Below are 21,052 nucleotides of genomic sequence, written 5' to 3' on the forward strand. Positions count from 1 at the left end.
TTCGCACGATCTCCCGGAAACGCCAGCACCCAACAAGAATCTCGGCGCCTCGTGATTCTTCCCCGGCGCGGTGATCGAACCACGTTGACCAGCTGTATTGCCTGTCCGGAAATTCGTTGTAATACGTACCGGTCGGAATGCCGGACGATCTTCGTCACCTCTTCGGGCGAATTCCCCACACACCACGTAACCTGTGGGTATGCCGATCCAGGTACTGCTCGTCGACGACCACGAACTGGTCCGCCGCGGGCTCCGTGATCTCCTCGGCGACGAGCCCGACATCGAGGTCGTCGCCGAAGCGGGCAGCGTCGAAGAGGCCTTGGCGGTCGCGATGCACGTCGAGCCGGAGGTCGCGGTGGTCGACGTCCGCCTCGGCGACGGCGACGGCATCACGCTCTGCCGCGAACTGCGTTCCAAGCCGAACCCGCCGGCGTGCCTGATGCTCACCGCGTTCGACGACGAGGAGGCGATGGTCGGCGCGATCATGGCCGGCGCCGCGGGCTACCTGCTGAAGCAGGTGCGCGGCCAGGACGTGGTGAACGCGGTGCGCGAGGTCGCGGCCGGCCGGTCGCTGCTGGACCCGGTGAGCACCGCGCGGGTGCTGGACAAGATGCGCCACCCGCCGACGGACGAGCTGGCCGCGCTGACCGAGCGCGAACGCGACGTGCTCGAGCTGATCGGCCAGGGCCTGTCCAACCGCGAGATCGCGGAGCGGCTCTTCCTCGCCGAGAAGACGGTCAAGAACTACGTGACGTCCGTGCTGGCGAAGCTCGGCATGCAGCGCCGGACGCAGGCCGCCGCCTGGGTCGCGCGCCGCGAAAAGTAACCGGACTGTCCGCAAGCCGCCGTTCGCTGGGTCCTTTTCAGGGCCCTGTCACCGTCAGCCATGCAGACCGGGGTTTCGCGCGCCCTGGATTCACTCGAACGTGAGTCGAATATATGTTCGAGAATTCGGTAAGATCCTTCCCGAGGACGTGGGAAGGAGGCTTGGATGACCCGAGAAGGGTGAGGGCGAGTCAGTCAGTCGGATGGTTCAGTCGAGTGGCAGGTCGAACGCGACGAGCGTGCCGAGGCTGGGTGAGGAGTTCAGGAAGAACTTCCCGCCCGCGGCGTCCGCGCGTTCGGCGAGATGGCGCAGGCCACGGGTGGCGACACCTTGGGGGACACCGGAACCGTTGTCCCGGACGCGGAGTTTGACGCCGTGCGAGTCCCTGGTCAGGGTGACGCGGGTTTCGCTCGCGCCGGAGTGTCTGACCACATTGGACAGTGCTTCGCGCAGGGCGGCCCGGATGTGGTCGGCCCGTTCGGCGGGGACGTCGGCGAACTCACCGGACAGCTCCAGGGTCGGCGGGTAACCGAGCAGCTCCCCCGCGATGCGGACCTCGCCGCGCGCCGACTCCGCGAGGTCGGCGGGCGTGCCGGTGTCGTGGCGAGGCTCCGGTGACCGAAGCGCGCGCACGGTCCCGCGGATCTCCTCGATGGTCTGGTCGAGCTGGTCGATCGCGTCGGAAAGCCGAGCACCGTCGGCCTGGGCGAACCGCTTGCGCATGTTGCGCCGAACCCGGTCGAGCTGCATCCCGGCGCCGTAGAGCCGCTGAACGATGACATCGTGAAGCTCCCGGGCGATCCGCTCCCGCTCCTCGTAGAGCGCGACACGGTGACGAGCGTTGGCGCCCTCGGCAAGCGCGAGCACCACCCCAGCTTGCGCGGCGAAGGCCACGAGCATCTCGACGGTTCCGGCGGAGAACGGCTCCCGCCCCCGCTTCCGGTAGACGGTGAGCGCCCCCAGCACCCGCCCCCCGGACCCGAACGGCGCGGCGGCAAAGGGCCCATACCCATGAAGCTCGACGGGTACGAAGGGCGCGGTCCGCGGATCGACGGTGAAGTCATCGCTGGCGATGGGCTCACCACCCCGAGCCACCCGCCCGGCAGCGGAGTCCGCGGGGAGGGAGAGTCCCCGCAGCGACTCGCCGGAGCCGGAGTTGGAAGCGCCGCCATCGCCTGCCGGGTTCGTGGCGCCGCCGTCGGTTCCTGGGTTCGCGGCGCTTCGGCCATCGACCCCTGGGTTCACGGCGCTGATGTCGGCTGCCGTGTTCGCGGTGCCCTCTTCAGCGGCCGTATTCGCGATGCCGCCATCGGACCCCGGGTTCCCGGCACTTCGGCCATCGGCCCCCGGGCTCGCGATGCCGCCGTCGGCCGCCGAGTTCACAGTGCCGCCATCGGCACTCGTGCTTGCGGCAGTTCCGCCGTCGGCCACCGAGGTTCGGTCGTCGCCGTCGGCGTCCGGGGCCGGTACGGCGCCGGGGATGGCGAGCGGCTCGTTGGCGGAGGAGTCCAGAGCACCGACCTCGTCGGCGATCGGAGCGGCGGCCGGGTGCGCGGCGGCGTAGTGCGCGGCCTCGACGACCACGCGGCCGTCGTCGGCGCTGACCATGGCCAGGCCCAGGTCGGCGTCGGCGAGTTCGGCCGCGCGCGCGACGACGGTGTCCAGCACCGCGCCCGGGTCGTCGCCGGACAGGGCGGTGCTGGTGATTTCGGTGGCGGCGGACAGCGCCCGCGCGGCAAGCGTCGGATCCATGAGTTCCGTCATTATCGCGCGGCGCGGCGGCGGCGCGGCAAGGACACAGCGGGAATCGATCACACCGGCACTCGCGTGAGGACTCGTCCGTCGCGGACCTCGAGGACGACGTCCGCGCCCTCGGCCTCGTCGGCCCGGTGCGTCACGTGCACGACGGTTCGCCCCGCGAGCGCCTCCCGCAGCCGCGCCCGCACGGCGCACGCGGTCGGCTCGTCGAGGTGCGCGGTGGGCTCGTCGAGCAGCACCAGCCCGGCCGACGGCGCCCCGAGCAGGGCGCGCGCCAGTGCGACGCGCTGCGCCTGCCCACCGGAAAGCCCGCTGCCCCCGCTGCCGAGCATCGTCCCGGGCTCGACGTCGTCGAGTACCGCCTGGTGCAACGCTTCGCGCAGCTGCTCTTCGGTCGCGGCCGGCCGCGCCAGCCGAAGGTTCTCCCCGACGGTGGTCGCGGCAAGCATCGGCTCCTGCGGCGCCCACGCAACGTCCTCGGGCACGCTGACCACGCCTTGCCGAGGCGCGAGAAAGCCGAGAAGCGCGGCAACCAGAGTCGACTTACCGGCCCCACTGGGCCCGACAACGGCGGCGTAGGTCCCGGGCGCCAGGGTCACGTCGACCCCGCGCAGCACGACGGGCCCCTCCGGCCACCCGAGGTCGGCACCGCGCAGCTCGACGGACGGCCGTTCGGCGGCAGTCGCCAGGTCAGCCGAAGATCCCGCGAACTCGACCCGAGCCGGTGGTTGCTCGGCGGGCCGGCGCGCGCCCGCAGCGGTCGACCCGACCAGAGAGCCCGCGGCACCATCCAACTCAGCCGATCGTCGCTCGCTCGACCGGCCGGACCCCTCGGCCGTCAACTCGACCCGAGGCCGACTGACAGCCGGTCGCCGCTCGGCAGCGCGGCCTGCCCCTTCGGCTGCCAACTCGACCCGAGGACGACCGGCAGCCAGTCGCCGCTCGGCGGAACGGCCTGCCCCTTCGGCTGCCAACTCGACCCGAGGCCGGCTGACAGCCAGTCGCCGCTCGGCGGAACGGCCTGCCCCTTCAGTTGCCAACTCGACCCGAGGCCGACCGGCAGCCAGTCGTCGCTCGGCCGAACGGCCTGACCCTTCGGCTGCCAGTTCGGCCAGGGACCCGGCGGCACCTTCAAAGTCGGCCGGTCGTGATGCGGTGGCCGTCGACTCCGCTTCTGCGCTCTCGTCGGGCGGGGACTCGGCCAGGCGGTGGCGCGCCTGCTTCAACGTGTCCCAGTGCTGGGCCACCGGCGGCAGCGTCGCCAGCACCTCCGCCAGCGCCAGCGGCACCAACGCCAGCAGTGGCGCCAGCACCGGGTCGAGCCGTCCCGCTGTCACCGCCTGGGCTGCGAAGGCCGTGCTCACCACAGCCGCCGCCCCACAGACCAGTGTCACCAAGGCCTCCGCCGCGCCTGCTCCGTATGCCTGGCGGCGTGCCTGTGTCGCCAACCCGGTGTCCGCCTCCGCGAGGGCACGGCGATGTTCCGCTGCCCGGCCGAACGCCAGCAGTTCAGCCGCCGCTTCGAAGAGGACCAGGACCCGGGCGGCGACGTCGCGTCGGCCGGTGGCCAGTGCCGATGTCGCCCGGCGCTCGGCTCGCAGTGCGACCAAAGGCGCGCACAACCCGAGGGCCACCGCCGTCGCGAGGGTCCAGCCCGCCGCGGGCAGTACCCATGCCTGGACGGCGATCGCACCGGCCGCGACCAGCGCGATCACCAGCGGCGGTGTCACCACCCGGGGCAGCAGGTCGCGCACCGTGTCGACGTCGGCGACCAGGCGTCGCTGTCCCTCGCCCGCGCGCAGGCTCCGCGCGGGCCCGAGGCGGACCAGGGAATTCCACAGCCGCTCGCGGAGGCGGCCGGCGATGCGGAACGCCGCGTCGTGCGTGACGAGGCGTTCGGCGTACCGGAGGCCGGCGCGGCTCAGGCCGAACGCGCGGACGCCGACGACCGCGACCGTCAACGTCAGGATCGGCGGCTGCTGGGACGCCTTGGCGATGAGCCAGCCGGACGTCGCGGTCAGCGCGACCCCGGCGAGCAGCGCCACCGCTCCCAGGAAGGCGCCGCCGAAGAGCCGCCCGTCGAGGAGGGCGCGCCAGGGCAGCGGCGGTGCGGCAACGTCTACTGTGGACAGCTCCGAAGAGTCCGGCGCAGAAGTCGACATATCGACCGCCGCGGTGCGTTCGTGGGCCGCGATCACCGCCGCGGCTCCGTTGTCGACGGCGCGCTGCACCGCGTCGAGCACGAGACGCGCGCTGGCCTGGTCGAGGTGGGCGGTCGGCTCGTCGAGCAGGAGCAGCCACGCGCCGTCGCGCACGCGGAGCAACGCCCGCGCGACGGCGACGCGCTGTTGCTGCCCCAGCGAAAGCTTCGCCACCGGGCGGTCCGCGAGCCCGGCCAGGCCGAGTTCCCCCAGCACGGCGTCCGAGCCCACTTCGTCGCGGACCGTGCCGCCGGTGAAGACCGGCGACTGCGGCACCCAGGCGACCTGCTCCCGCCAGCGCGCGAGGTCGGCGTCGGCGAGGTCCGTCGTGCCGACGGTGATGCTTCCGTCGTGCGCGGGGACAAAACCGAGGAGCGCCGAGAGCGTCGTCGACTTGCCGCCGCCGCTGGGCGCGCGGAGCCAGACCGTCTCGCCCGGGCGGACCGTGAACGTCTCGCCGTCCGGTGCGAATCCGCCGCGACGCGCCACCCGCAGCGAAGAAACCCGCAGGTCACGGCCATCAACGAGCGCGCTACCGGCGGACGGCGCGGGCACCGCCAGCAGGTCGGCAACACGACGGACCGCTTCGACGCCGTCCTCGCTGGAGTGGAACGCCGCGCCAACCGCGCGCAGCGGCTGGTAGCACTCCGGCGCGAGGATCAGCACGCCCAATCCGATGGCCAGCGGCAGGTGCCCGCCCGCGAGCCGGACGCCGATCACGACCGCCACCAGCGCGACCGACAGCGTCGCGATCAGTTCGAGCACGAACGCCGAGGAGAAGGCGACCTTCAACGTCTTGATCGTCGCGCGGCGGTGGCGTTCGGAGAGCTTCCGGACCGTCTCGGCCTGTGCGGCCGCGCGGCGGAACGCGGTCAGCACCGGCAGCACGCGCACCAGTTCGAGGAGCCGCTCGGACATCCGGTGCGTCGCGTCGGTGGCGCCGGCGACGCGACCGGCGGTGTACTTGCCGACCAGGATCGCGAACATCGGCAGCAGCGGCACGGTCAGCGCGACGATCACGCCGGACGGCCAGTCGGCGAACAGGATCGCCGCGCCGGCACCGAGCGGCACGACGGCCGCCGTCACCAGCGCGGGCAGGTACTCGCGGAAGTACGCGTCGAGCGCGTCGAGGCCACGGGTCGTCAGCGCGGTCAGCTCGCCGTGGCCGCGCCGGGCGATCCATTCGGGGCCGAGGCGCAGGGCGTGGTCGACGGCTTTCGCGCGCAGTTCGCGTTGCGCTGTCGCGGCCGCGCGAGCCGAGACCGTGCGCACCGCCCAGCCGGTGCTCGCGCGCGTCGCGACGAGCGCGAGCAGCGCGACCAGCTGGGCGGTGCGTCCCCCGGAACCTGCTCCGACGATCGCCGCGAGGACGTCGGCGAGCAGGAATGCCTGTGCCACCAGGGCGGCGGCGTTGAGGAACGACAGGAACCCCACCAGGGCCAGCGCTCGGCGCACGGCCGGCACAAGGGCCGGCAATGCGCCGAGCGGGCCCTTTCCCGGCCGCACCGAGTCCACTGTGGACTCCGAGGCGAGAAGAGGAGCGCGACCGGGAAGCTGCGTCATGGTGCGTGGACCGCCGGGATGTGCTGGGTGCCGATGCGCTTGCGGAACACCCAGTACGTCCAGCCCTGGTAGATCAGCACGGCGGGGGCGCCGAAGACGGCGACCCAGGTCATCACCGTCAGCGTGTACGGGCTCGACGCCGTGTCGGCGATGGTCAGCGTGTTGGCCGCGTCGAGCGTCGACGGCAGGACGTTCGGGTAGAGCGAGCCGAACATCGTGACGGCGGCCGCGGCGATCATGACCCCGAGCGCGGCGAAGGCCTGCCCGTCGCGGTCGGCGCGCAGCCGGAACCAGGCGACCGCCGCCGCGACGGCGGCGACGCCGAACGCGAGCAGCGTCCAGAGCGTGCCTCCGCGCCATTGGACGACCGCCAGGAACGCGACGATCGGCACCATCGCGAACGGCAGCAGCCGCAGCGCCAGGTGACGTGCGCGTTCCCGCAGGTCACCGGTGGTTTTGAGGGCGAGGAACGCGGCGCCGTGGGTGATCGAGAAGGCGGCGATGGCGACCGCGCCGAGCAGGGTGTCCCAGCGGAACGCTGCGAACGCGGAGCCGACCCGGTTGCCTTCGGCGTCGAGAGGCAGGCCGAGAACGCTCGTCGCGAGGACCAGTCCGACGCCGAGCGGCGGGATCCACGAGCCGATCATGATCACGCGGTCCCAGGTGCGGCGCCAGCGGTCGGAGTCGACCTTGCCGCGGTACTCGAAGGCGACGCCGCGGCCGATGAGGGCGAGCAGCAGGAGGAGAAGCGGCAGGTAGGCGGCGGAAAAGAGGCTGGCGTACCAGCCGGGGAAGGCGGCGAACATCGCGCCGCCGGCGACGATCACCCAGACCTCGTTGCCGTCCCAGACGGGTCCGATGGTGTTGACCATGACGCGGCGTTCGGTGTTGTCGCGCGCGAGGAACGGCAGCAGCATGCCAACGCCGAAGTCGAAGCCTTCGAGGAAGAGGTAGCCGGCCCAGAAGAAGGCGATGACGCAGAACCAGACGATCGCGAGGGTCATCGCACGCCTCCCGCTACCACGCCGGCCCGACATTTGCCTTCGGCCGGGCCTCGGTGGCCCTGAGTTATCCACAAGTGGTCGAGTTGTCCACAGATTTGCTGTGGGTAACCCGCGAGAGTGACCAAGCCGATACGCTGGGTTCGGGGCCGCCCCCCGGGACGGGTGGGGGCTGCGTTGCGGGCGGGTGTGCTCATGGTGGCCACCTCAGTAGGCGAACGCGAGCGTGTCGCCCGGTTCGTTGTCGTCGTCCGTGGGTTTCGGCGGGGGCATCACCGCGTCGACGCCGCCGCGGATGTACTTGCGCATCAGGTACAGCTCCACCACGCCGAGGGCCGCGTACACCGTGGTCAGCGCGATGAGTGACGTCCAGACCTCGCCCGTCGACAGGTGGGAGACGGCGCGGGCGGTGAACATCCAGACGCCGTCGACCCCCGACGGGTTGGGCGCAACCACGAACGGTTGACGGCCCATCTCCGTGAAGATCCAGCCCGCGCTGTTGCCCAGGAACGGGGTCGCGACACCGGCCAGCACCAGAAGCGGGAACCAGCGGCCCGTCGGGATGCGGTCGCGGCGGGTCAGCCACAGCGCCAGCAGCCCGATGCCCGCCGAAACCGCGCCGAAGCCGATCATCATGCGGAAGCCCCAGTACGTCACCGGGAGGTTCGGCACGTAGTCGATCGGCTTTCCCGCGAGCGATCCCAGGTCCGGGTCGTCCGGGTAGTTCGTGCCGTACTTGGCCTGGTACTCCCCGATCAGGTCCTCGACGCCCTTGACCTCGGTCTTGAAGTCGTTGTGCGCCAGGAACGACAGCAGCGCGGGCACGTTGAACGTCTTGACGTCCTCGCAGTTCGACCCCGCGACGTCGCCGATCGCGATGATCGAGAAGCTCGCCGGCTGTTCCGTGTGGCACAGCGCTTCCGCCGACGCCATCTTCATCGGCTGCTGCTCGAACATCAGCTTGCCCTGGGTGTCACCGGTGATCGCCAGGACGGCGAACGCGGCGATGCCGACCCAGCCGCCCAGGCGCAGCGACGTGCGCCAGACGTCCTGGTGGTCGCCGCGGCGCCACAGGTGCCAGCCGGCGATGCCGACCAGGAACGCCGCCGCCACCGAGAACGCGCCGGCCAGCGTGTGCGGAATCGCGGCCAGCGCCGTGTTGTTCGTCAGCACCGCCCGGATCGAGTTCATCGTCGGCTTGCCGTTCTCGAACGTGACGCCGACCGGGTGCTGCATCCACGAGTTCGCGGCCAGGATGAAGTAGGCCGAAGCCATCGTGGCCAGCGAAAACGCCCAGGCGCACGCCAGGTGGACCTTCTTCGGCAGCCGGTCCCAGCCGAAGATCCACAGGCCGAGGAACGTCGACTCGACGAAGAACGCGACGAGCCCTTCCATGGCGAGCGGCGCGCCGAAGACGTCGCCGACGAAGCGGGAGTACGCGCTCCACGTCATCCCGAACTGGAACTCCTGCACGATGCCGGTCACGACGCCCATGGCGAAGTTGACCAGCAGCAGCTTGCCCCAGAACTTGGTCATCCGCAGGTGCCGCAGCTCGCCGGTGCGGACCCAGCGGGTCTGCATCGCCGCGACCAGGATCGACAACCCGATGGTCAGCGGGACCATCAGGAAGTGGTAGACGGTGGTGATGCCGAACTGCCACCGCGCTAGCTCTAGGACCTCCACGTAGCTCAGCGTGCTCCGGACCCGGGAGCGCGACCAGTTCAACTGGTCCCGATGTGCCCAGGACCAACGTCCTGGGTGACTACAACCGGTCGAGTGCCTGCCGGGCCTCGTCGGCGACGGCGCGCCGCGGGCCGGCGTCGCCGAGCTCGAGCACGTGCTTCAGGGCCAGCGCGTACGCCGTGTCGAACGCCTTCTCCGCGTCGACCGGGATGTCCGGCCGGACGCCGACGCCCTCCCAGTTCTCCCCCGTCTCCGGGTGCAGCGAGCGCGCGATCGAGACGGTCACGTCGAGGTAGGTGTCCACCTTGTACTGCTCACGCGGGTGCGCGCCGCCGCGGCTGGCCTCGCCGACGGTCTTCGCGCGGCCCTGCTGCTGCAGGGAGAACGCGAGGTCCTCGCCGCCGGAGAACGTGCGCGGGCCGGTGAGGACCCAGATCGGCTTGGTGCCGCCGAACTTCGCGCCCGGCACGTACGGCAGCGTCCACATCTGGGTCGTCTTTTCGCCTTCGCGCTCGTAGATGTCGAGGTAGTGAACCTGCTCGTCGACCAGGTAGCTCTGCAGCAGCGCGCTCGTGCCGGGGGTGCCGCCGCGGTTGCGGCGCACGTCGAGCAGCAACGCGTCGGTGGGCGCCACCAGCGTCATCGCGGCCGAGATCGCGGGCCCGGACAGCTCGGCCGGGTAGAGCAGCGTCGTGTCGAGGTAGCCGACGTTGCCCGCGAGCCGCTGGACGGACGCGATGCCGAAGGCCTCCAGCTCGGCCTCGAGCCGGAAGGCTTCGGAGTCGACGGCCGCGTCGCCGTCTTCGGCGACCGGGTCGGCGTGGTGCCGCAGCCGCAGGTGCTTGTCGCCGTTCACCGACTGGAGGTCCTCTGTGACGGCCGTCGCGAACTCGGCGTCGCTCAGCTCCGCGTACGCGCCTTCGCCGAGACGTCCGCGAAGCACCTCCGCCAGCTTCGCCGCCACGTCCGGGAAGATGTAGTGCCCTTCCAGCCGGCGGATGACCTCGTTGACCTGCGCAGCGCGCTCCTCAGACCCCATGGTGAGCAACCTACCGCAGCCCACAACCGAAAATTCGGCATGCCGAAGAAAATTGTGCGACTTCCCTGGAAGGCAAATTCATGGCCGCCGATTCAGCAATTTCGCGCAAGCCATCAGCTTGCCTCCTTCTGAATGTCCCCTTTATCGTTGAAGTGAAAGGGGCGAAAGAATACTCATGACTACCGCGATGGTGGCGTTGATCAGCGCGTTCGGCCTGGTCCTCGCCGTGGAGCTGCCGGACAAGACGCTGGTCGCGACCTTGGTGCTGACCACCCGTTTCCGAGGTGGGCCGGTTTTCGCCGGGGTGTGCGCCGCGTTCGCCGTGCAATGCGTCATCGCGGTCGCGTTCGGCAGTGTGCTGACTCTCCTGCCGGACCTGGTGCTTTCCCTGGTCGTCGCGACGATGTTCGGTCTCGGCGCTTTCATGCTCCTTCGCGAAGGATTCAGCGACGCGGACGAAGCCGGCGAAGACGCTTCGCGCACGGGCCCCTCGCCAGCGTCCTTCGCACGCTCCGCGCTGACGTCCTTCGGTGTGCTCTTCGCCGCCGAGTGGGGTGACGCCTCCCAGCTCGCGACGGCGAGCCTCACCGCCCGGATCGGCAACCCCCTCGCGGTCGGCGTCGGCTCGTTCGCCGCGCTCGTCGTGGTCGCCGGGCTCGCGGTGTTCATCGGCGGCAAGATCCGCAACCGGATCAACCCGAAGCTGATCCAGCGGATCGCCGGGTTCCTGTTCGCCGGGTTCGCGGCTTTCGCCCTGCTCCAGCTGGCTTTCTGAGCCGGGCGTACAGGCCCTTCACAGGATCACGCGGTAACCTTTCGGGAACGAATGGGTGAGGGCAAGGTGAACACCACCTTGCCCTTCTCCATGTCCCCGGAGCCAGGAGAACCGCAGGTGACCTCGCCGAAGCCGTTGACCCACGCCGTCTCGCCCGTGCACGGGCGACTCGCGCTCGGGTGCATCGGCCTGGCCGTGGCCATCTCGATCGACCTGCACCTGCGCCTCTCCGGCCAGGTCAGCCCCATCTGGCAGACGCTCTCGGAGTACGTCTACGGCAAGCTCGGCAGCTCCTCGGCCGCGCCGCTGTTCAGCGCGATGTGCCTGGCGCTGTCGCTCGGCTCGGTCGCGCTGCTCACCGGCATCGCCAAGGCGCACCGCCCGGGCACCACGGCCGTCTGCGTGCTGATCGGCGTCTGGTCGGCCGGCCTGCTGGTGTGCGGGCTCGTGCCCGTCGATCCGGACGGGCAGGCGCGTTCGCTGTCCGGACAGGTGCACAACATCGCCGCGCTGACGGCGTTCGTCGCGCTGCCCGCCGCCGCGTTCGTGCTGACCCGCCGCGGCCGCGACCGCTGCCCGTGGGAGCCGCGCCGCACCACGATCCGGCGGCTCGCCACGGCGAGCTTCGCCAGCATCGGCATCGTGCTCGCCGGCTTCGTCTGCACGCTCGTCATCGGGCCCGCCCAGCAGGACATCACGCTCGGCCTGTTCGAGCGGCTGCTGTTCACCGTCGACGTCGCGTTGTTGCTGACCATGGTCCGGCCGCTGGTGGCCGTCTCCCGGCGTTAGTTCGCCTGACCCGGCCCGACCAGGATCGGCTCGACGCCGTGCCCGGTCAGCCACCACGACTCGTACGCCGGATCCGGCCACGCGGACAGCTCGGCGCCGTCGTCGAACGTCAGCACGAGGCTGCCGGAGCGCAGCCGCACCGCGGTCACGGTGCGGCCGAACAGGGCGAGCACCGGCGCGAGCGCGGGCCCGGTCGCCGGGGTCAGGTCGTGGCAGCGGCCCTCGGCGTCCCGCACCCGGAACGACGTCTCGACGACGAGTTCGGCGTCGACCCTGGCGTCCTCGCCCACCGGCTGGTCGACGAGTTCGAGGCGCACCTGGAAGTCGAACGCGGTCCGGCGGACCGCGCAGCCGACGAGTTCTTCGGGAACCTTCACCGCACCCCCGGACCGGGTCACGGCGGCTCTCCGGCGGGCCGCCTCCGGCGACCACGAGATCACATCCCGGCGCCGGTGCGCCAACTACGCGTCCGTTCGGAGCACCTCGGTCAGCCGAGCGGCCGCAGCCACCACCTGCGGCCCCACCTCGGCGGACTTGAGGGGTTCGAGGGAGACGACGCCGACGCTCGCGCGCAGCCCGGGCACCCCGCGGACCGGCGCGGCGACGCCGGAGGCGCCCGCTTCCAGCTCGCCCGACGAGGTCACCCAGCCGTCGCCGCCGGGGCGCAGGGTCATCGCCTTGCCGGCCGCGCCCGAGTTCAGCGCGTGGCGGCTGCCGACCCGGTAGGCGACGTGGAAGCTCGTCCAGGACGGCTCCACGACGGCCACCGCAAGCGCTTGCGGCCCCTGCGCGACCGACAGGTGCGCGGTCGCGCCGACCTTCTCGGCCAGCTCGCGCAGCACCGGCCCGGCGGCGTCGCGCAGCTGTGGCAGGACCTGCCCGGCCAGCCGGAGCAGGCCGACGCCGAGCCGGACCTTGGTGCCGTCGCGCCAGACCAGCCCGCGCTCCGAGAGCGGCACGAGCAGCCGGTAGACGGCCGCCCGGCTGGCCCCGATGGCCACGGCGAGCTCGGAGATGGTCGCGGCGTCGCCGCCGGCGTCGGCCACTGCCTGCAGCAGCGCCAGGCCCCGGTCGAGCGTCAGCGACCCCTCCCGGCTGGTCACAGCAAGCCGAGTTCGCCCATGTCGGCGACCGGCTCGTCGAACGACGCCGCCGCGTACGACGCGAAGAGCTCGCGAACGGCCTTCGCGGCGGGCTCGGACAGCGCGCGGGCCTCGTCGGCCAGCACCTGGCCGTCGGTCTCCTCCAGCGCCGCCCGGACGTCACCGCCGGAGAGGCTGCGGGCGGAGGCCACCAGCAGGTTGAGGAAGCCGTGGTGCACGAACCCGGTGCCCGGGTCCGCGTGCCGGACGGCGCGGTGCAGGCTGTTCGTCGCCTTGAAGGACGCGCCGCTGGACCCGCTGACGACGGCCAGGAAGTCCGCCACCTCGTCGACGCTCGGGAAGTTCTCACCCGCCTTGCCGCCGCAGCGGATCTTGGGCCAGCTCCCGTGCTCGATCACCTTGCGGACGCCGTCGAGCCAGCCGACGCCGCGCCGCGGCTCGACGACCCGGATGACGTCCTCGGGGACGAACTCCGAGACGCGCTCCAGCCACACCTCGTCGACGTCCGACGGCGCGGGCATCTCGACCATCCGCAGCGCGAGCAGCTCACTGCGCGACTCGACGATGGAGATCGCCTTCGGCACCCCGCCGAGACCGGTGTCGATGATCAAGGAAAGCGGCAGCGGCTGCTTCGGCTTGATTTTGATCAACTCGGTGATCAGCTCCGGCAGCCGGGACGCCTGACAGAGAAAAACCCCCAGTACACCTGCGTGTTCGGACTCCCGGCTCGCGAAATGCGCGCGCAGGGCTTCGGGCATGGCCGCATCGCCCGGAGGGAACAGCGCCGAGTCGTCGACGAGCCTCGCGAACAGGGGAGGAATCCCACGGGGGCCGGGGGGCGTGAGTTCCACAGCGCTTGACACGAATGACACGCTAGTAGCGTACGACATGAGGACAAAATCGTTCGCACAACGGACACGTCAGAAGGGGACGTCGATGCCTTACTACCGGCGAGTAGGCGAAATCCCGCACAAGCGGCACACCGCGTTCCGGAAGCCGGACGGCGGGCTCTACGCCGAGGAGCTGATGGGCGTCGAGGGCTTCTCCGCCGACTCCGCGCTGCTCTACCACCGCGGACTGCCGACGGCGATCGTCGACGCCGTCGCCGTCGAGGAGGACCGCGGCTCGCTCACCCCGAACCACCCGCTCAAGCCGCGGGCGTTCAAGACCCAGGACCTCAAGTTCGGCGGTGACACCGACGCCGTGACCGACCGGCGGCGGCTGTTCGGCAACGCCGACGTCACCATCGGGTTCGTCACGGCGACCGCGCCCAGCCCGCTGTACCGCAACGCGGCCGGCGACGAGCTGTTCTACGTCCAGGGCGGCTCCGCGACCGTCGAGACGATCTATGGCAGCCTCGAGGTCGGCGACGGCGACTACCTCGTCATCCCGACGTCGTGCACCTACCGCGTGCTCCCGCACGGCGAGGTCGGTCTCTTCGTCCTCGAGGCGCGCGGGCACATCGGGCCGCCGAAGCGCTACCTGTCGGCGAAGGGCCAGTTCCTGGAGCACTCGCCGTACTGCGAGCGCGACGTCCGCGGGCCGTCCGAGCCGCTGCTGGCCGACGGCGAGGACGTCGAGGTGCTCGTGCGCCACCGCGCCGGGCTGACCCGCTACACGTACGCGACGCACCCCTTCGACGTCGTCGGCTGGGACGGCTGCCTGTACCCGTGGGCGTTCAACATCGACGACTTCGAGCCCATCACCGGCCGTGTGCACCAGCCGCCGCCCGTGCACCAGACGTTCGAGGGCCCGAACTTCGTGGTCTGCTCCTTCTGCCCGCGGAAGGTCGACTACCACGCGGACTCGATCCCGGTGCCCTACAACCACGCGAACGTCGACTCCGACGAGCTGATGTTCTACGTGCGCGGCAACTACGAGGCCCGCAAGGGCTCGGGGATCGGCGTCGGCTCGCTGTCGCTGCACCCGTCCGGCTTCACGCACGGCCCGCAGCCGGGCGCGGCGGAGGCGTCGATCGGTGCGGAGTTCTTCGACGAAACCGCCGTCATGGTCGACACTTTCGCGCCGCTCGACCTGGGTGAGGCCGCCGACGCGTCCGAAGACCCCGGTTACGCGTGGACGTGGTCGCGCCGCGGCCCTAAGGGATAGTCAAGTTTCGGCAACGCGCCCCCAGTGCTCCCCCGCCGGCCGGATAATGGACTTTCCGGTCGGCGGAGGGGGCATTTTCGATGATCAATTCCCAGCCTGCTCGAAGAAAAAGAAAAATTCCTCCTTTCATCGCCGCGATCGTGGTGGCGGCCGGGTTGATCATCGGAATCCGGGCCTGGACCAGCGGATCCGACGAGGCTGACGCTCCGAAGTGCACCGGTGACGACGCGATTGCGCTGAACGTCGCGTCGTCCCCGGAAAAGGTCGGCATCGTCCAAGAAGCCGCAAAAGCCTACTCCGGACGGTCGGTCGCCGGACATTGTGTGGACGTGATCGTGAAGTCGAAATCGTCGGGCATCGCGATGCTGGCGCTGGCGAACGGCTGGAACGAAGCCACCGACGGCCCGCGCCCCGACGTCTGGACACCGGCCGCGAGCGGCTGGGTCAACCTGCTGCGCGTCAACGCCAAGGGCGACACCGGCTCGATCGTGCCCGACGGCAACCTGGAGTCGATCGCGAACTCACCGCTGACGATCGCGATGCCGAAGCCGATGGCCGAGGCGCTCGGCTGGCCGGCGAAGCCGATCGGCTGGAAGGACCTGGCGTCACTGGCCACCGACCCGGCCGGCTGGGCGAAGTTCGGGCACCCGGAGTGGGGCAAGTTCCGGCTGGGCAAGACGAACCCGAACATCTCGACGGCCGGCCTGAACGCCACGATCGGCGCGTACTACGCCGCGACCGGGACGTCGTCGGACCTCACCGCCGCCGCGCTCGAGAAGCCCGAGGCGAAGCAGTTCGTCACGAACATCGAGCAGGCGATCGTGCACTACGGCGACAACACGCTGACCTTCCTGACGAACCTGCAGAAGGCCGACGACCGGGGTGCCGCGCTGTCGTACATCTCGGCGGTGACCGTCGAGGAGAGCTCGCTGATCGGCTACAACCAGGGCAACCCGACCAACGACCCCACGAAGGTCGGCCAGCACGCGCCGCCGAAGGTGCCGATCGTCGCGATCTACCCGTCGGACGGCACGCTCAACTCCGACCACCCGTTCGTCACGCTGAACTGGGCCGACCAGACGCGCAAGCAGATCGCCGCGGACTTCCTCGGGTACCTGCGCGGGCCGGAGACGCAGCAGAAGTTCGCCGCGCTGGGCTTCCGGTCCTTCGACGGCAAGCCGGGCCCGCAGGTGACCACGGCCAACGGCGCGCAGCCGGACGCGAAGATCAGCTTCCTGCAGCCGCCGTCGCCAACGGTGCTGTCGAAGCTGCTGACCACCTGGACCGAGCTGCGCAAGAAGGCGAACGTGCTGCTGGTCGTGGACGTCTCGGGCTCGATGGGCGACGAGGTCAAGGGCACCGGCAAGAGCAAGATCGACCTGGCGAAGCAGGCCGCGATCGACGCGCTCGGCCAGTTCGTGCCGCGGGACCAGGTCGGGCTCTGGCAGTTCTCGACCCACCTCGACGGCGACCGGGACTACCAGGAGCTGCTGCCGGTCCAGGCGCTCGGCACGGGCGGCAAGGAGACGCTCGCGTCGCGGCTGAGCGGGCTCACGCCGCAGGCCGGCACCGGGCTGTACGACTCGTCGCTGGCCGCGTACGAGTACATGAAGGCGCACGTCGACCCGACGGCGATCAACGCCGTCGTCGTGCTGACCGACGGCCGCAACGAGGACTCCGGCGGCGTCGACCTCGATCACCTGCTGCCGCAGCTGCGGCCCGAGGGCAACGCGGAGACGGTCCGGTTGTTCACCATCGCCTACGGCGGCGACGCCGACCAGGACGTGCTGAAGCAGATCGCGGAGTCGACCGAGGGGTCGGAATACGATTCGTCCAAACCGGACTCGATCAACCAGGTCTTCACGTCCGTGATCTCGAACTTCTGATGAAGTTCGCTCGTGAGCTCGCCGAACCGTGGGGGCTGTTCCTCGGCGCCGCGTCGGCCGGGGTGGCGTGGGCCGTGCAGCTGCCGGTGGTCGCCGCACTCGGCGTGGGTATCGCGGTGCTGGCCGCCCGCGCCGGCGTCGCGGTCGCCACTCGCGAGCCTCCACCTCGTGAAGCGCGGGTCCTGGACGTCACGCCGGGATCGGCCGAAGCCAACTGGCTGCAACGCGCGGAGCACGCCGCCGAGGGGTTCGGCTCGCTGAGCGACTCCCTGGACTCGGGCCCCCTCGCCGACCGCGTCGCCGACATGGAACCGGTGGTCCAGGAGACACTGTCGACCCTGCAACGCCTGGCCGGCCGCGCATCGGCGACGGGAAAGGCGTTGTCCCGCGTCGATCTCGAGGCCGTCGCGCGGGAAAAGCGCCGCCTGAAAGGGGAATTGAAGTCGGCCCACGAGGACGTCCGCGGTGATCTCGAGTCGGCGTTGAGCGCGGTGCAGGCGCAGGCTGACGTCCACGCCCGGCTGTCGGGAGCGCGGGACAAGCTGCTGGCACAGCTGCAGTCAGGCGCGCTGGGTCTGGACAGTCTGGTGGCGCGGGTCGCGGAACTGACGGCGGCGACCACGGACTTCGCGGTGGACACGGGCGCGGTCCGCGAGCTGAGCGACCAGCTGGAGGGAATCCGGCAGGGAGTCCTGGAAACGGAACAGGCGACGCGTCGATCGTTGGGCTAGCAAGGATTTTGCCGCGGGCGGGCCTCTAGTGGAACCAGACATCCCCCGCCGCTCCCAGGGGGGCGACCCCGGGTCCAGTTTATCGGTGGCCGGTGACAAAGGGGCCGGGAATCGGTCTGGCTGAAGGAGTTGTCCACAAGGCAAGGCGGGTGTGGACAACTCTGGTGCGCACGGCCGAGCGGTGGACCGCTGCTTGACCGGATCACCCTCTGGTGTGAACTTCCCTCCCATGAAGGCAGAGTCGCGCACGATCGCGCGGAGTCAGTGGGTTCTGGACGCGAAGGGTGTCGACGACGAGCCGGTGCCGCCGTCGGTGCTGGCCGAGTGGCGGCGGTACCAGCGGTCGTCGTGGGCCGCGCGGCGGCGGCACTCCGTGGTCGAGATGGCGAGCCTGGTCGTGACCGCCACGATTCCCGCGCTCGCGGCCTTCGCCATCGACGCGCGGATCATCGCCGCCGTCGGGTCGCTTGCGGTGCTGGTCAACGGGGTTCGCGCGCTCGGCGGGTACAAGGAGAACTGGACCAGCCGGACGCGAGCGCGCTACGCGATCGAGAAGGAGGTCGCGCTCTTCGCCGCCCGTCACGGCAACTACGCCGCCTCGGGCGCGGCGGCCGTGCTGGTGGAGACCGTCGAAGAAATCTGCGCCGGGGAGCGTGACGGCTGGGTGGCGCTGCGCCTGTCGTACGGCAACGCCCGGGAGAAGATCACCTAGCTCGGCCGCTCTCGTGCCGGGTCGCAGGTGCGTGCGGAGGGCGGCCAGCGCCGGGTGCGGGTCAGGTCGCCCACTCCGTGCCCGGCACGATGCCGGGCATCCAGATCCGGTGCCCGGCCAGCTGCGCCGGTGTCACCGCGGGCGCCGTCGCCGGCACGTGCGCGGGGCCGCACAGCAGCAGGAGCGGCTCGTCCAGTACCGCCATCGATGCGACGCCGCCGGACAAGGCGACGACGGCGCGGAAGGACGCGTCGTTCGAGCCGTCCCGCACCGCGGCGACCGCGGTCTCGGCGTCGAACCAGCAGCAGTTCGCGAGCGTGCGGCAGGAACGCCTCGCCGTCACCGCGGCCTGCTGGGTGACCGACCGGTCGGCGGCGGCGTCCTGGAACCGGCCCGCGTCCGCGGCGGCGGCGAAGGTGCGCACGGCATCGATGTCCACGGACCGACTCCAGGTTCACAACGCCGGGTTGTGGCTCGCCGCCACGGTGGTTGTTTGCTCCGCGGGCGCCTTGTTCGCTTTGCTCTCCCGGTGATGCGCAGGCGGTCGCTGGGACCGCGGTTCAGGTGGCTTTGGACGGCTTACGCCGTCAGTTCGTTCGGGACCTGGCTCGGGTTCGGGGCCTTCCCGCTGCTCGCGATCCTCGTGCTGCACGCCGGGCCGGTGGCGGTGTCCGCGCTCGCCGCCGCCGGGCCCGCCGTCGGTGCGCTCGTGGCCGTGCCGCTGGGGCCGTGGATCGAGTTCCGGCGGAAGCGGCCGGTGATGGTCGGGATGGACGTCGTCCGGTTCGTGGCCCTGATCAGCGTGCCGGCCGCCTACGCGCTCGGCTGGCTCGGTTTCGGGCAGCTCCTGGTCGTTTCGGTGATCGTCGCCGCGGCGGACATCGCCTTCACGTCGGCGAGCGGCGCCTACCTGAAGGCGCTCGTGCCGCCGGAGGACCTGCTCGTCGCGAACGGCCGGTTCGAGTCGACGACCTGGACCGCGACCGCGCTCGGCCCGCCGCTGGGCGGCGCCGCGTTCGGGCTGCTCGGGCCGGTGACGACGGTGGTCGCGAACGCCGTCAGCTTCCTGCTCTCGGCGCTGGGGATCCGGGCGATCGGCGGGGCGGAACCGCCGCCGGCACGCACCGCGGCACGGCTGCGCGCGCGGGACCTGGCCGAGGGGTGGCGCTTCGTGCTCACCCATCCAGGCCTGCGGCCGCTGTTCTTCAACGTGCTCCTGTTCAACGGCCTGATCATGGCGACCGAGCCGCTGCTGGCCGTGCTCATGCTCGGTCAGCTCGGGTTCACGCCCGTGCAGTACGGGCTCGCGTACGCCGTCCCGTGCCTCGGCGGGCTCGCCGGCTCGCGGCTGACCCCGCGGCTCGTCGCCCGGTTCGGGCGGCACACCGTGCTGTGGACGTCGGGAGTGCTGCGCGCGTGCTGGCTGCTCGCACTGGCGTTCCTGCCCACGGGCGCCGGCGGGCTCGCGTACGTGATGGTCGTCGAGCTCGGCCTGATCTTCTTCTGCAGCGTGTTCAACCCGGTGCTCGCCACCTACCGGCTCGAGCAGCTCCCCGCGGACCGCATCGCGCGGACGCTGTCGGCGTGGTCGGTCAGCACCAAGGCGAGCATCGCCGCGCTCACCGCGACTTGGGGGCTGCTCGCCGGACTGACGGGCCCGCGCGTCGCGATCGGGATCGCCGGGGTGCTGGTGCTCGTGACGCCGTTCCTGCTCCCGCGCCACGACCGCACGCCGGCTCAGCCGAGCCGGACCGTCCCCAGCACCGGGTAGCCGGGGACACCCGTCGCGGACCGGCCCGGGCGCGGGACGCCGGCGATCCACAGGCGTCCGGTCGCCGCGACGTTCGCGGCCGTCGACGGGTCGGCGTCGTGGATGCGGAACGGGATGACCTGGCCGTCGGCGAGCATCGTCAGGCCGCTCACCCGGGCGGAGCCGTGCGGGCTCACCCGCACCGGCCCGTCCGGCACCGCGCGCAGCTCGGTCCAGTGGTCCGCCGGCTGCGGCCCGAGGTAGGCGACCGAGCGCAGCGCGACGGCGATCGCGGCCGCCAGCGCGAGAACCGCGAGCCCGGTGAACACCAGGACGACGAACCCGGTCGCGCCGTCGTCCGCCGGGAAGTCGAGCCGCACCCAAGTCGCGAACCCGGCCAGGGCCAGCAGGAACGCGGCGGCTTCCCACAGCTCGCGGGCGCGGCGACGGCGGTGCGCGACGAGCACGGGGTCGAGCCGCGGCGACGCGGACCAGGCCGTCTGCGGTACGGCGACGGCGTGCGCGGGCGGCGTGTCGTGGATCCGGGCGCGGCGGACCCGCACGACACCGGGGAAGCCGACGAACACCTTCGGCCCCGAGCCCAGCAGCCACACCCGGCGGTCACCGGCCAGCAGCAGCCGGAACGCCTCGTCCAGCCGGACCCGCAGCCACCGGCCGTCCGGCAGCCGCACGCCGACGGTCCGGCCGCTGGCGACCAGCCCGTCCGCGGCGACGTCCACCCGCCGGAACCGCTCGCGCTTGAGCCGTTTCTCGGGCACCCCGACCCGGCCGCGGTGGAGCCAGAACAGCTGGAAGAAGCCGAACAGCACGATGAGGAACACCGGGATGGCGATGCCCGTGCCGGTGAAGAACTGGGAGAAGCCGAGGAGCACGAACGGCCAGCCCGCGAGCCGCTGGTTCGTGATGGTCCGGCCGATGCGGTCGAGGTACTCGCCGAAGATCGGCATGGCGCCGGACGGCATGGCGGGGTCGAACTCGAACGCGCGCACGCGCTTGTGAGCCGGGACGATCTGCACGTGGAGCCCCCACCGTGTCGACACTGGTCACCGACCCTTTCGGTGAACCGGTCATCGGCGTTACCGGATGCTCCGTTCGGCGGAACGAG

Annotated in this window: 19 protein-coding genes; 8 read left to right on the top strand and 11 right to left on the bottom strand. The window is 71.2% G+C overall.

Features of this window, described 5'->3' with window-relative positions; translation table 11 throughout:
• Window positions 1-199: 199 nt before the first annotated feature.
• The gene (locus ACIOD2_RS20355; RefSeq protein ID WP_247059859.1) at window positions 200-826 is read left to right on the top strand and encodes a response regulator transcription factor; all 627 of its coding nucleotides are present in this window, start codon (window positions 200-202) and stop codon (window positions 824-826) included.
• A 207-nt stretch (window positions 827-1,033) separates the two neighbouring features.
• On the opposite strand, the gene ACIOD2_RS20360 is transcribed toward ACIOD2_RS20355, so the two are convergent.
• The 5 genes from ACIOD2_RS20360 to ACIOD2_RS20380 all read right to left on the bottom strand — a co-directional run bounded on the left by ACIOD2_RS20360 (window position 1,034) and on the right by ACIOD2_RS20380 (window position 10,071).
• Window positions 1,034-2,185 carry a histidine kinase gene (locus ACIOD2_RS20360; protein ID WP_400540430.1) on the bottom strand — a complete coding sequence of 384 codons (1,152 nt, stop codon included), beginning with the start codon at window positions 2,183-2,185 and terminating at the stop codon, window positions 1,034-1,036.
• Window positions 2,186-2,637: 452 nt separating this feature from the next.
• Window positions 2,638-6,348, bottom strand: coding sequence for an ATP-binding cassette domain-containing protein (locus ACIOD2_RS20365; protein WP_400540017.1), 3,711 nt, complete (start codon window positions 6,346-6,348; stop codon window positions 2,638-2,640).
• Window positions 6,345-7,352 carry a cytochrome d ubiquinol oxidase subunit II gene (cydB, locus tag ACIOD2_RS20370; RefSeq protein WP_400540019.1) on the bottom strand — a complete coding sequence of 336 codons (1,008 nt, stop codon included), beginning with the start codon at window positions 7,350-7,352 and terminating at the stop codon, window positions 6,345-6,347. Before cydB ends, ACIOD2_RS20365 begins: the two co-directional genes overlap by 4 nt.
• 204 nt (window positions 7,353-7,556) lie before the next feature.
• Window positions 7,557-9,032 (bottom strand): cytochrome ubiquinol oxidase subunit I, encoded by a 1,476-nt coding sequence (locus ACIOD2_RS20375; RefSeq protein WP_400540021.1) that lies wholly within the window; start codon window positions 9,030-9,032, stop codon window positions 7,557-7,559.
• 79 nt (window positions 9,033-9,111) lie between these two features.
• Window positions 9,112-10,071, bottom strand: coding sequence for a S41 family peptidase (locus ACIOD2_RS20380; protein WP_400540023.1), 960 nt, complete (start codon window positions 10,069-10,071; stop codon window positions 9,112-9,114).
• A 187-nt stretch (window positions 10,072-10,258) separates the two neighbouring features.
• Between ACIOD2_RS20380 and ACIOD2_RS20385 the strand changes: the two genes are divergently transcribed.
• Together ACIOD2_RS20385 and ACIOD2_RS20390 are read left to right on the top strand one after the other, a co-directional pair.
• Window positions 10,259-10,846, top strand: a complete 588-nt coding sequence (locus ACIOD2_RS20385) for a TMEM165/GDT1 family protein (RefSeq protein WP_400540431.1) — start codon at window positions 10,259-10,261, stop codon at window positions 10,844-10,846.
• Window positions 10,847-10,963: 117 nt separating this feature from the next.
• A complete protein-coding gene (locus ACIOD2_RS20390) occupies window positions 10,964-11,635 on the top strand; it encodes a DUF998 domain-containing protein (protein WP_400540025.1) in 672 nt (223 codons plus the stop codon).
• On the opposite strand, the gene ACIOD2_RS20395 is transcribed toward ACIOD2_RS20390, so the two are convergent.
• The 3 genes from ACIOD2_RS20395 to ACIOD2_RS20405 form a co-directional block, all read right to left on the bottom strand.
• On the bottom strand, window positions 11,632-12,012 hold the full coding sequence (locus tag ACIOD2_RS20395; protein ID WP_400540027.1) for a DUF6188 family protein: 381 nt from the start codon (window positions 12,010-12,012) through the stop codon (window positions 11,632-11,634). The two genes, ACIOD2_RS20390 and ACIOD2_RS20395, sit on opposite strands and share 4 nt — an antisense overlap.
• Before the next feature lie 84 nt (window positions 12,013-12,096).
• Window positions 12,097-12,738: a helix-turn-helix domain-containing protein gene (locus tag ACIOD2_RS20400; RefSeq protein ID WP_323325547.1), complete on the bottom strand. Its 642-nt coding sequence runs from the start codon at window positions 12,736-12,738 to the stop codon at window positions 12,097-12,099.
• Window positions 12,735-13,589 carry a hypothetical protein gene (locus ACIOD2_RS20405; RefSeq protein ID WP_400540433.1) on the bottom strand — a complete coding sequence of 285 codons (855 nt, stop codon included), beginning with the start codon at window positions 13,587-13,589 and terminating at the stop codon, window positions 12,735-12,737. The genes ACIOD2_RS20400 and ACIOD2_RS20405 overlap by 4 nt, the downstream gene beginning before the upstream one ends.
• A gap of 85 nt (window positions 13,590-13,674) precedes the next feature.
• On the opposite strand from ACIOD2_RS20405, the gene ACIOD2_RS20410 reads away from it, so the two are divergent.
• Complete coding sequence (locus ACIOD2_RS20410) at window positions 13,675-14,847, top strand: homogentisate 1,2-dioxygenase (RefSeq protein ID WP_400540030.1); 1,173 nt, start codon at window positions 13,675-13,677, stop codon at window positions 14,845-14,847.
• Here the strand turns inward: ACIOD2_RS20410 and ACIOD2_RS20415 are convergent.
• Window positions 14,837-15,118, bottom strand: a complete 282-nt coding sequence (locus tag ACIOD2_RS20415) for a hypothetical protein (RefSeq protein WP_400540448.1) — start codon at window positions 15,116-15,118, stop codon at window positions 14,837-14,839. The two genes, ACIOD2_RS20410 and ACIOD2_RS20415, sit on opposite strands and share 11 nt — an antisense overlap.
• On the opposite strand from ACIOD2_RS20415, the gene ACIOD2_RS20420 reads away from it, so the two are divergent.
• The 3 genes from ACIOD2_RS20420 to ACIOD2_RS20430 all read left to right on the top strand — a co-directional run bounded on the left by ACIOD2_RS20420 (window position 15,003) and on the right by ACIOD2_RS20430 (window position 18,176).
• Window positions 15,003-16,733, top strand: a complete 1,731-nt coding sequence (locus tag ACIOD2_RS20420) for a substrate-binding and VWA domain-containing protein (RefSeq protein ID WP_400540032.1) — start codon at window positions 15,003-15,005, stop codon at window positions 16,731-16,733. The genes ACIOD2_RS20415 and ACIOD2_RS20420 overlap by 116 nt on opposite strands.
• On the top strand, window positions 16,733-17,464 hold the full coding sequence (locus tag ACIOD2_RS20425) for a hypothetical protein (protein WP_400540034.1): 732 nt from the start codon (window positions 16,733-16,735) through the stop codon (window positions 17,462-17,464). Before ACIOD2_RS20420 ends, ACIOD2_RS20425 begins: the two co-directional genes overlap by 1 nt.
• Before the next feature lie 229 nt (window positions 17,465-17,693).
• On the top strand, window positions 17,694-18,176 hold the full coding sequence (locus tag ACIOD2_RS20430; protein WP_400540036.1) for a DUF4231 domain-containing protein: 483 nt from the start codon (window positions 17,694-17,696) through the stop codon (window positions 18,174-18,176).
• Between the two features lie 61 nt (window positions 18,177-18,237).
• Here ACIOD2_RS20430 and ACIOD2_RS20435 read toward each other — a convergent pair whose 3' ends face one another.
• On the bottom strand, window positions 18,238-18,615 hold the full coding sequence (locus ACIOD2_RS20435; protein WP_400540038.1) for a hypothetical protein: 378 nt from the start codon (window positions 18,613-18,615) through the stop codon (window positions 18,238-18,240).
• Window positions 18,616-18,708: 93 nt separating this feature from the next.
• Here ACIOD2_RS20435 and ACIOD2_RS20440 point away from each other — a divergent pair, with 93 nt between their 5' ends.
• A complete protein-coding gene (locus ACIOD2_RS20440) occupies window positions 18,709-19,947 on the top strand; it encodes an MFS transporter (RefSeq protein WP_400540040.1) in 1,239 nt (412 codons plus the stop codon).
• Here the strand turns inward: ACIOD2_RS20440 and ACIOD2_RS20445 are convergent.
• Entirely contained in the window at window positions 19,914-20,963 is a 1,050-nt protein-coding gene (locus ACIOD2_RS20445) for a hypothetical protein (protein WP_400540042.1), read from the bottom strand. The genes ACIOD2_RS20440 and ACIOD2_RS20445 overlap by 34 nt on opposite strands.
• Window positions 20,964-21,052: the final 89 nt, after the last annotated feature.

Source organism: Amycolatopsis sp. NPDC088138, from assembly GCF_044741685.1.
In the GTDB taxonomy this organism is placed as follows: Bacteria; Actinomycetota; Actinomycetes; order Mycobacteriales; family Pseudonocardiaceae; genus Amycolatopsis.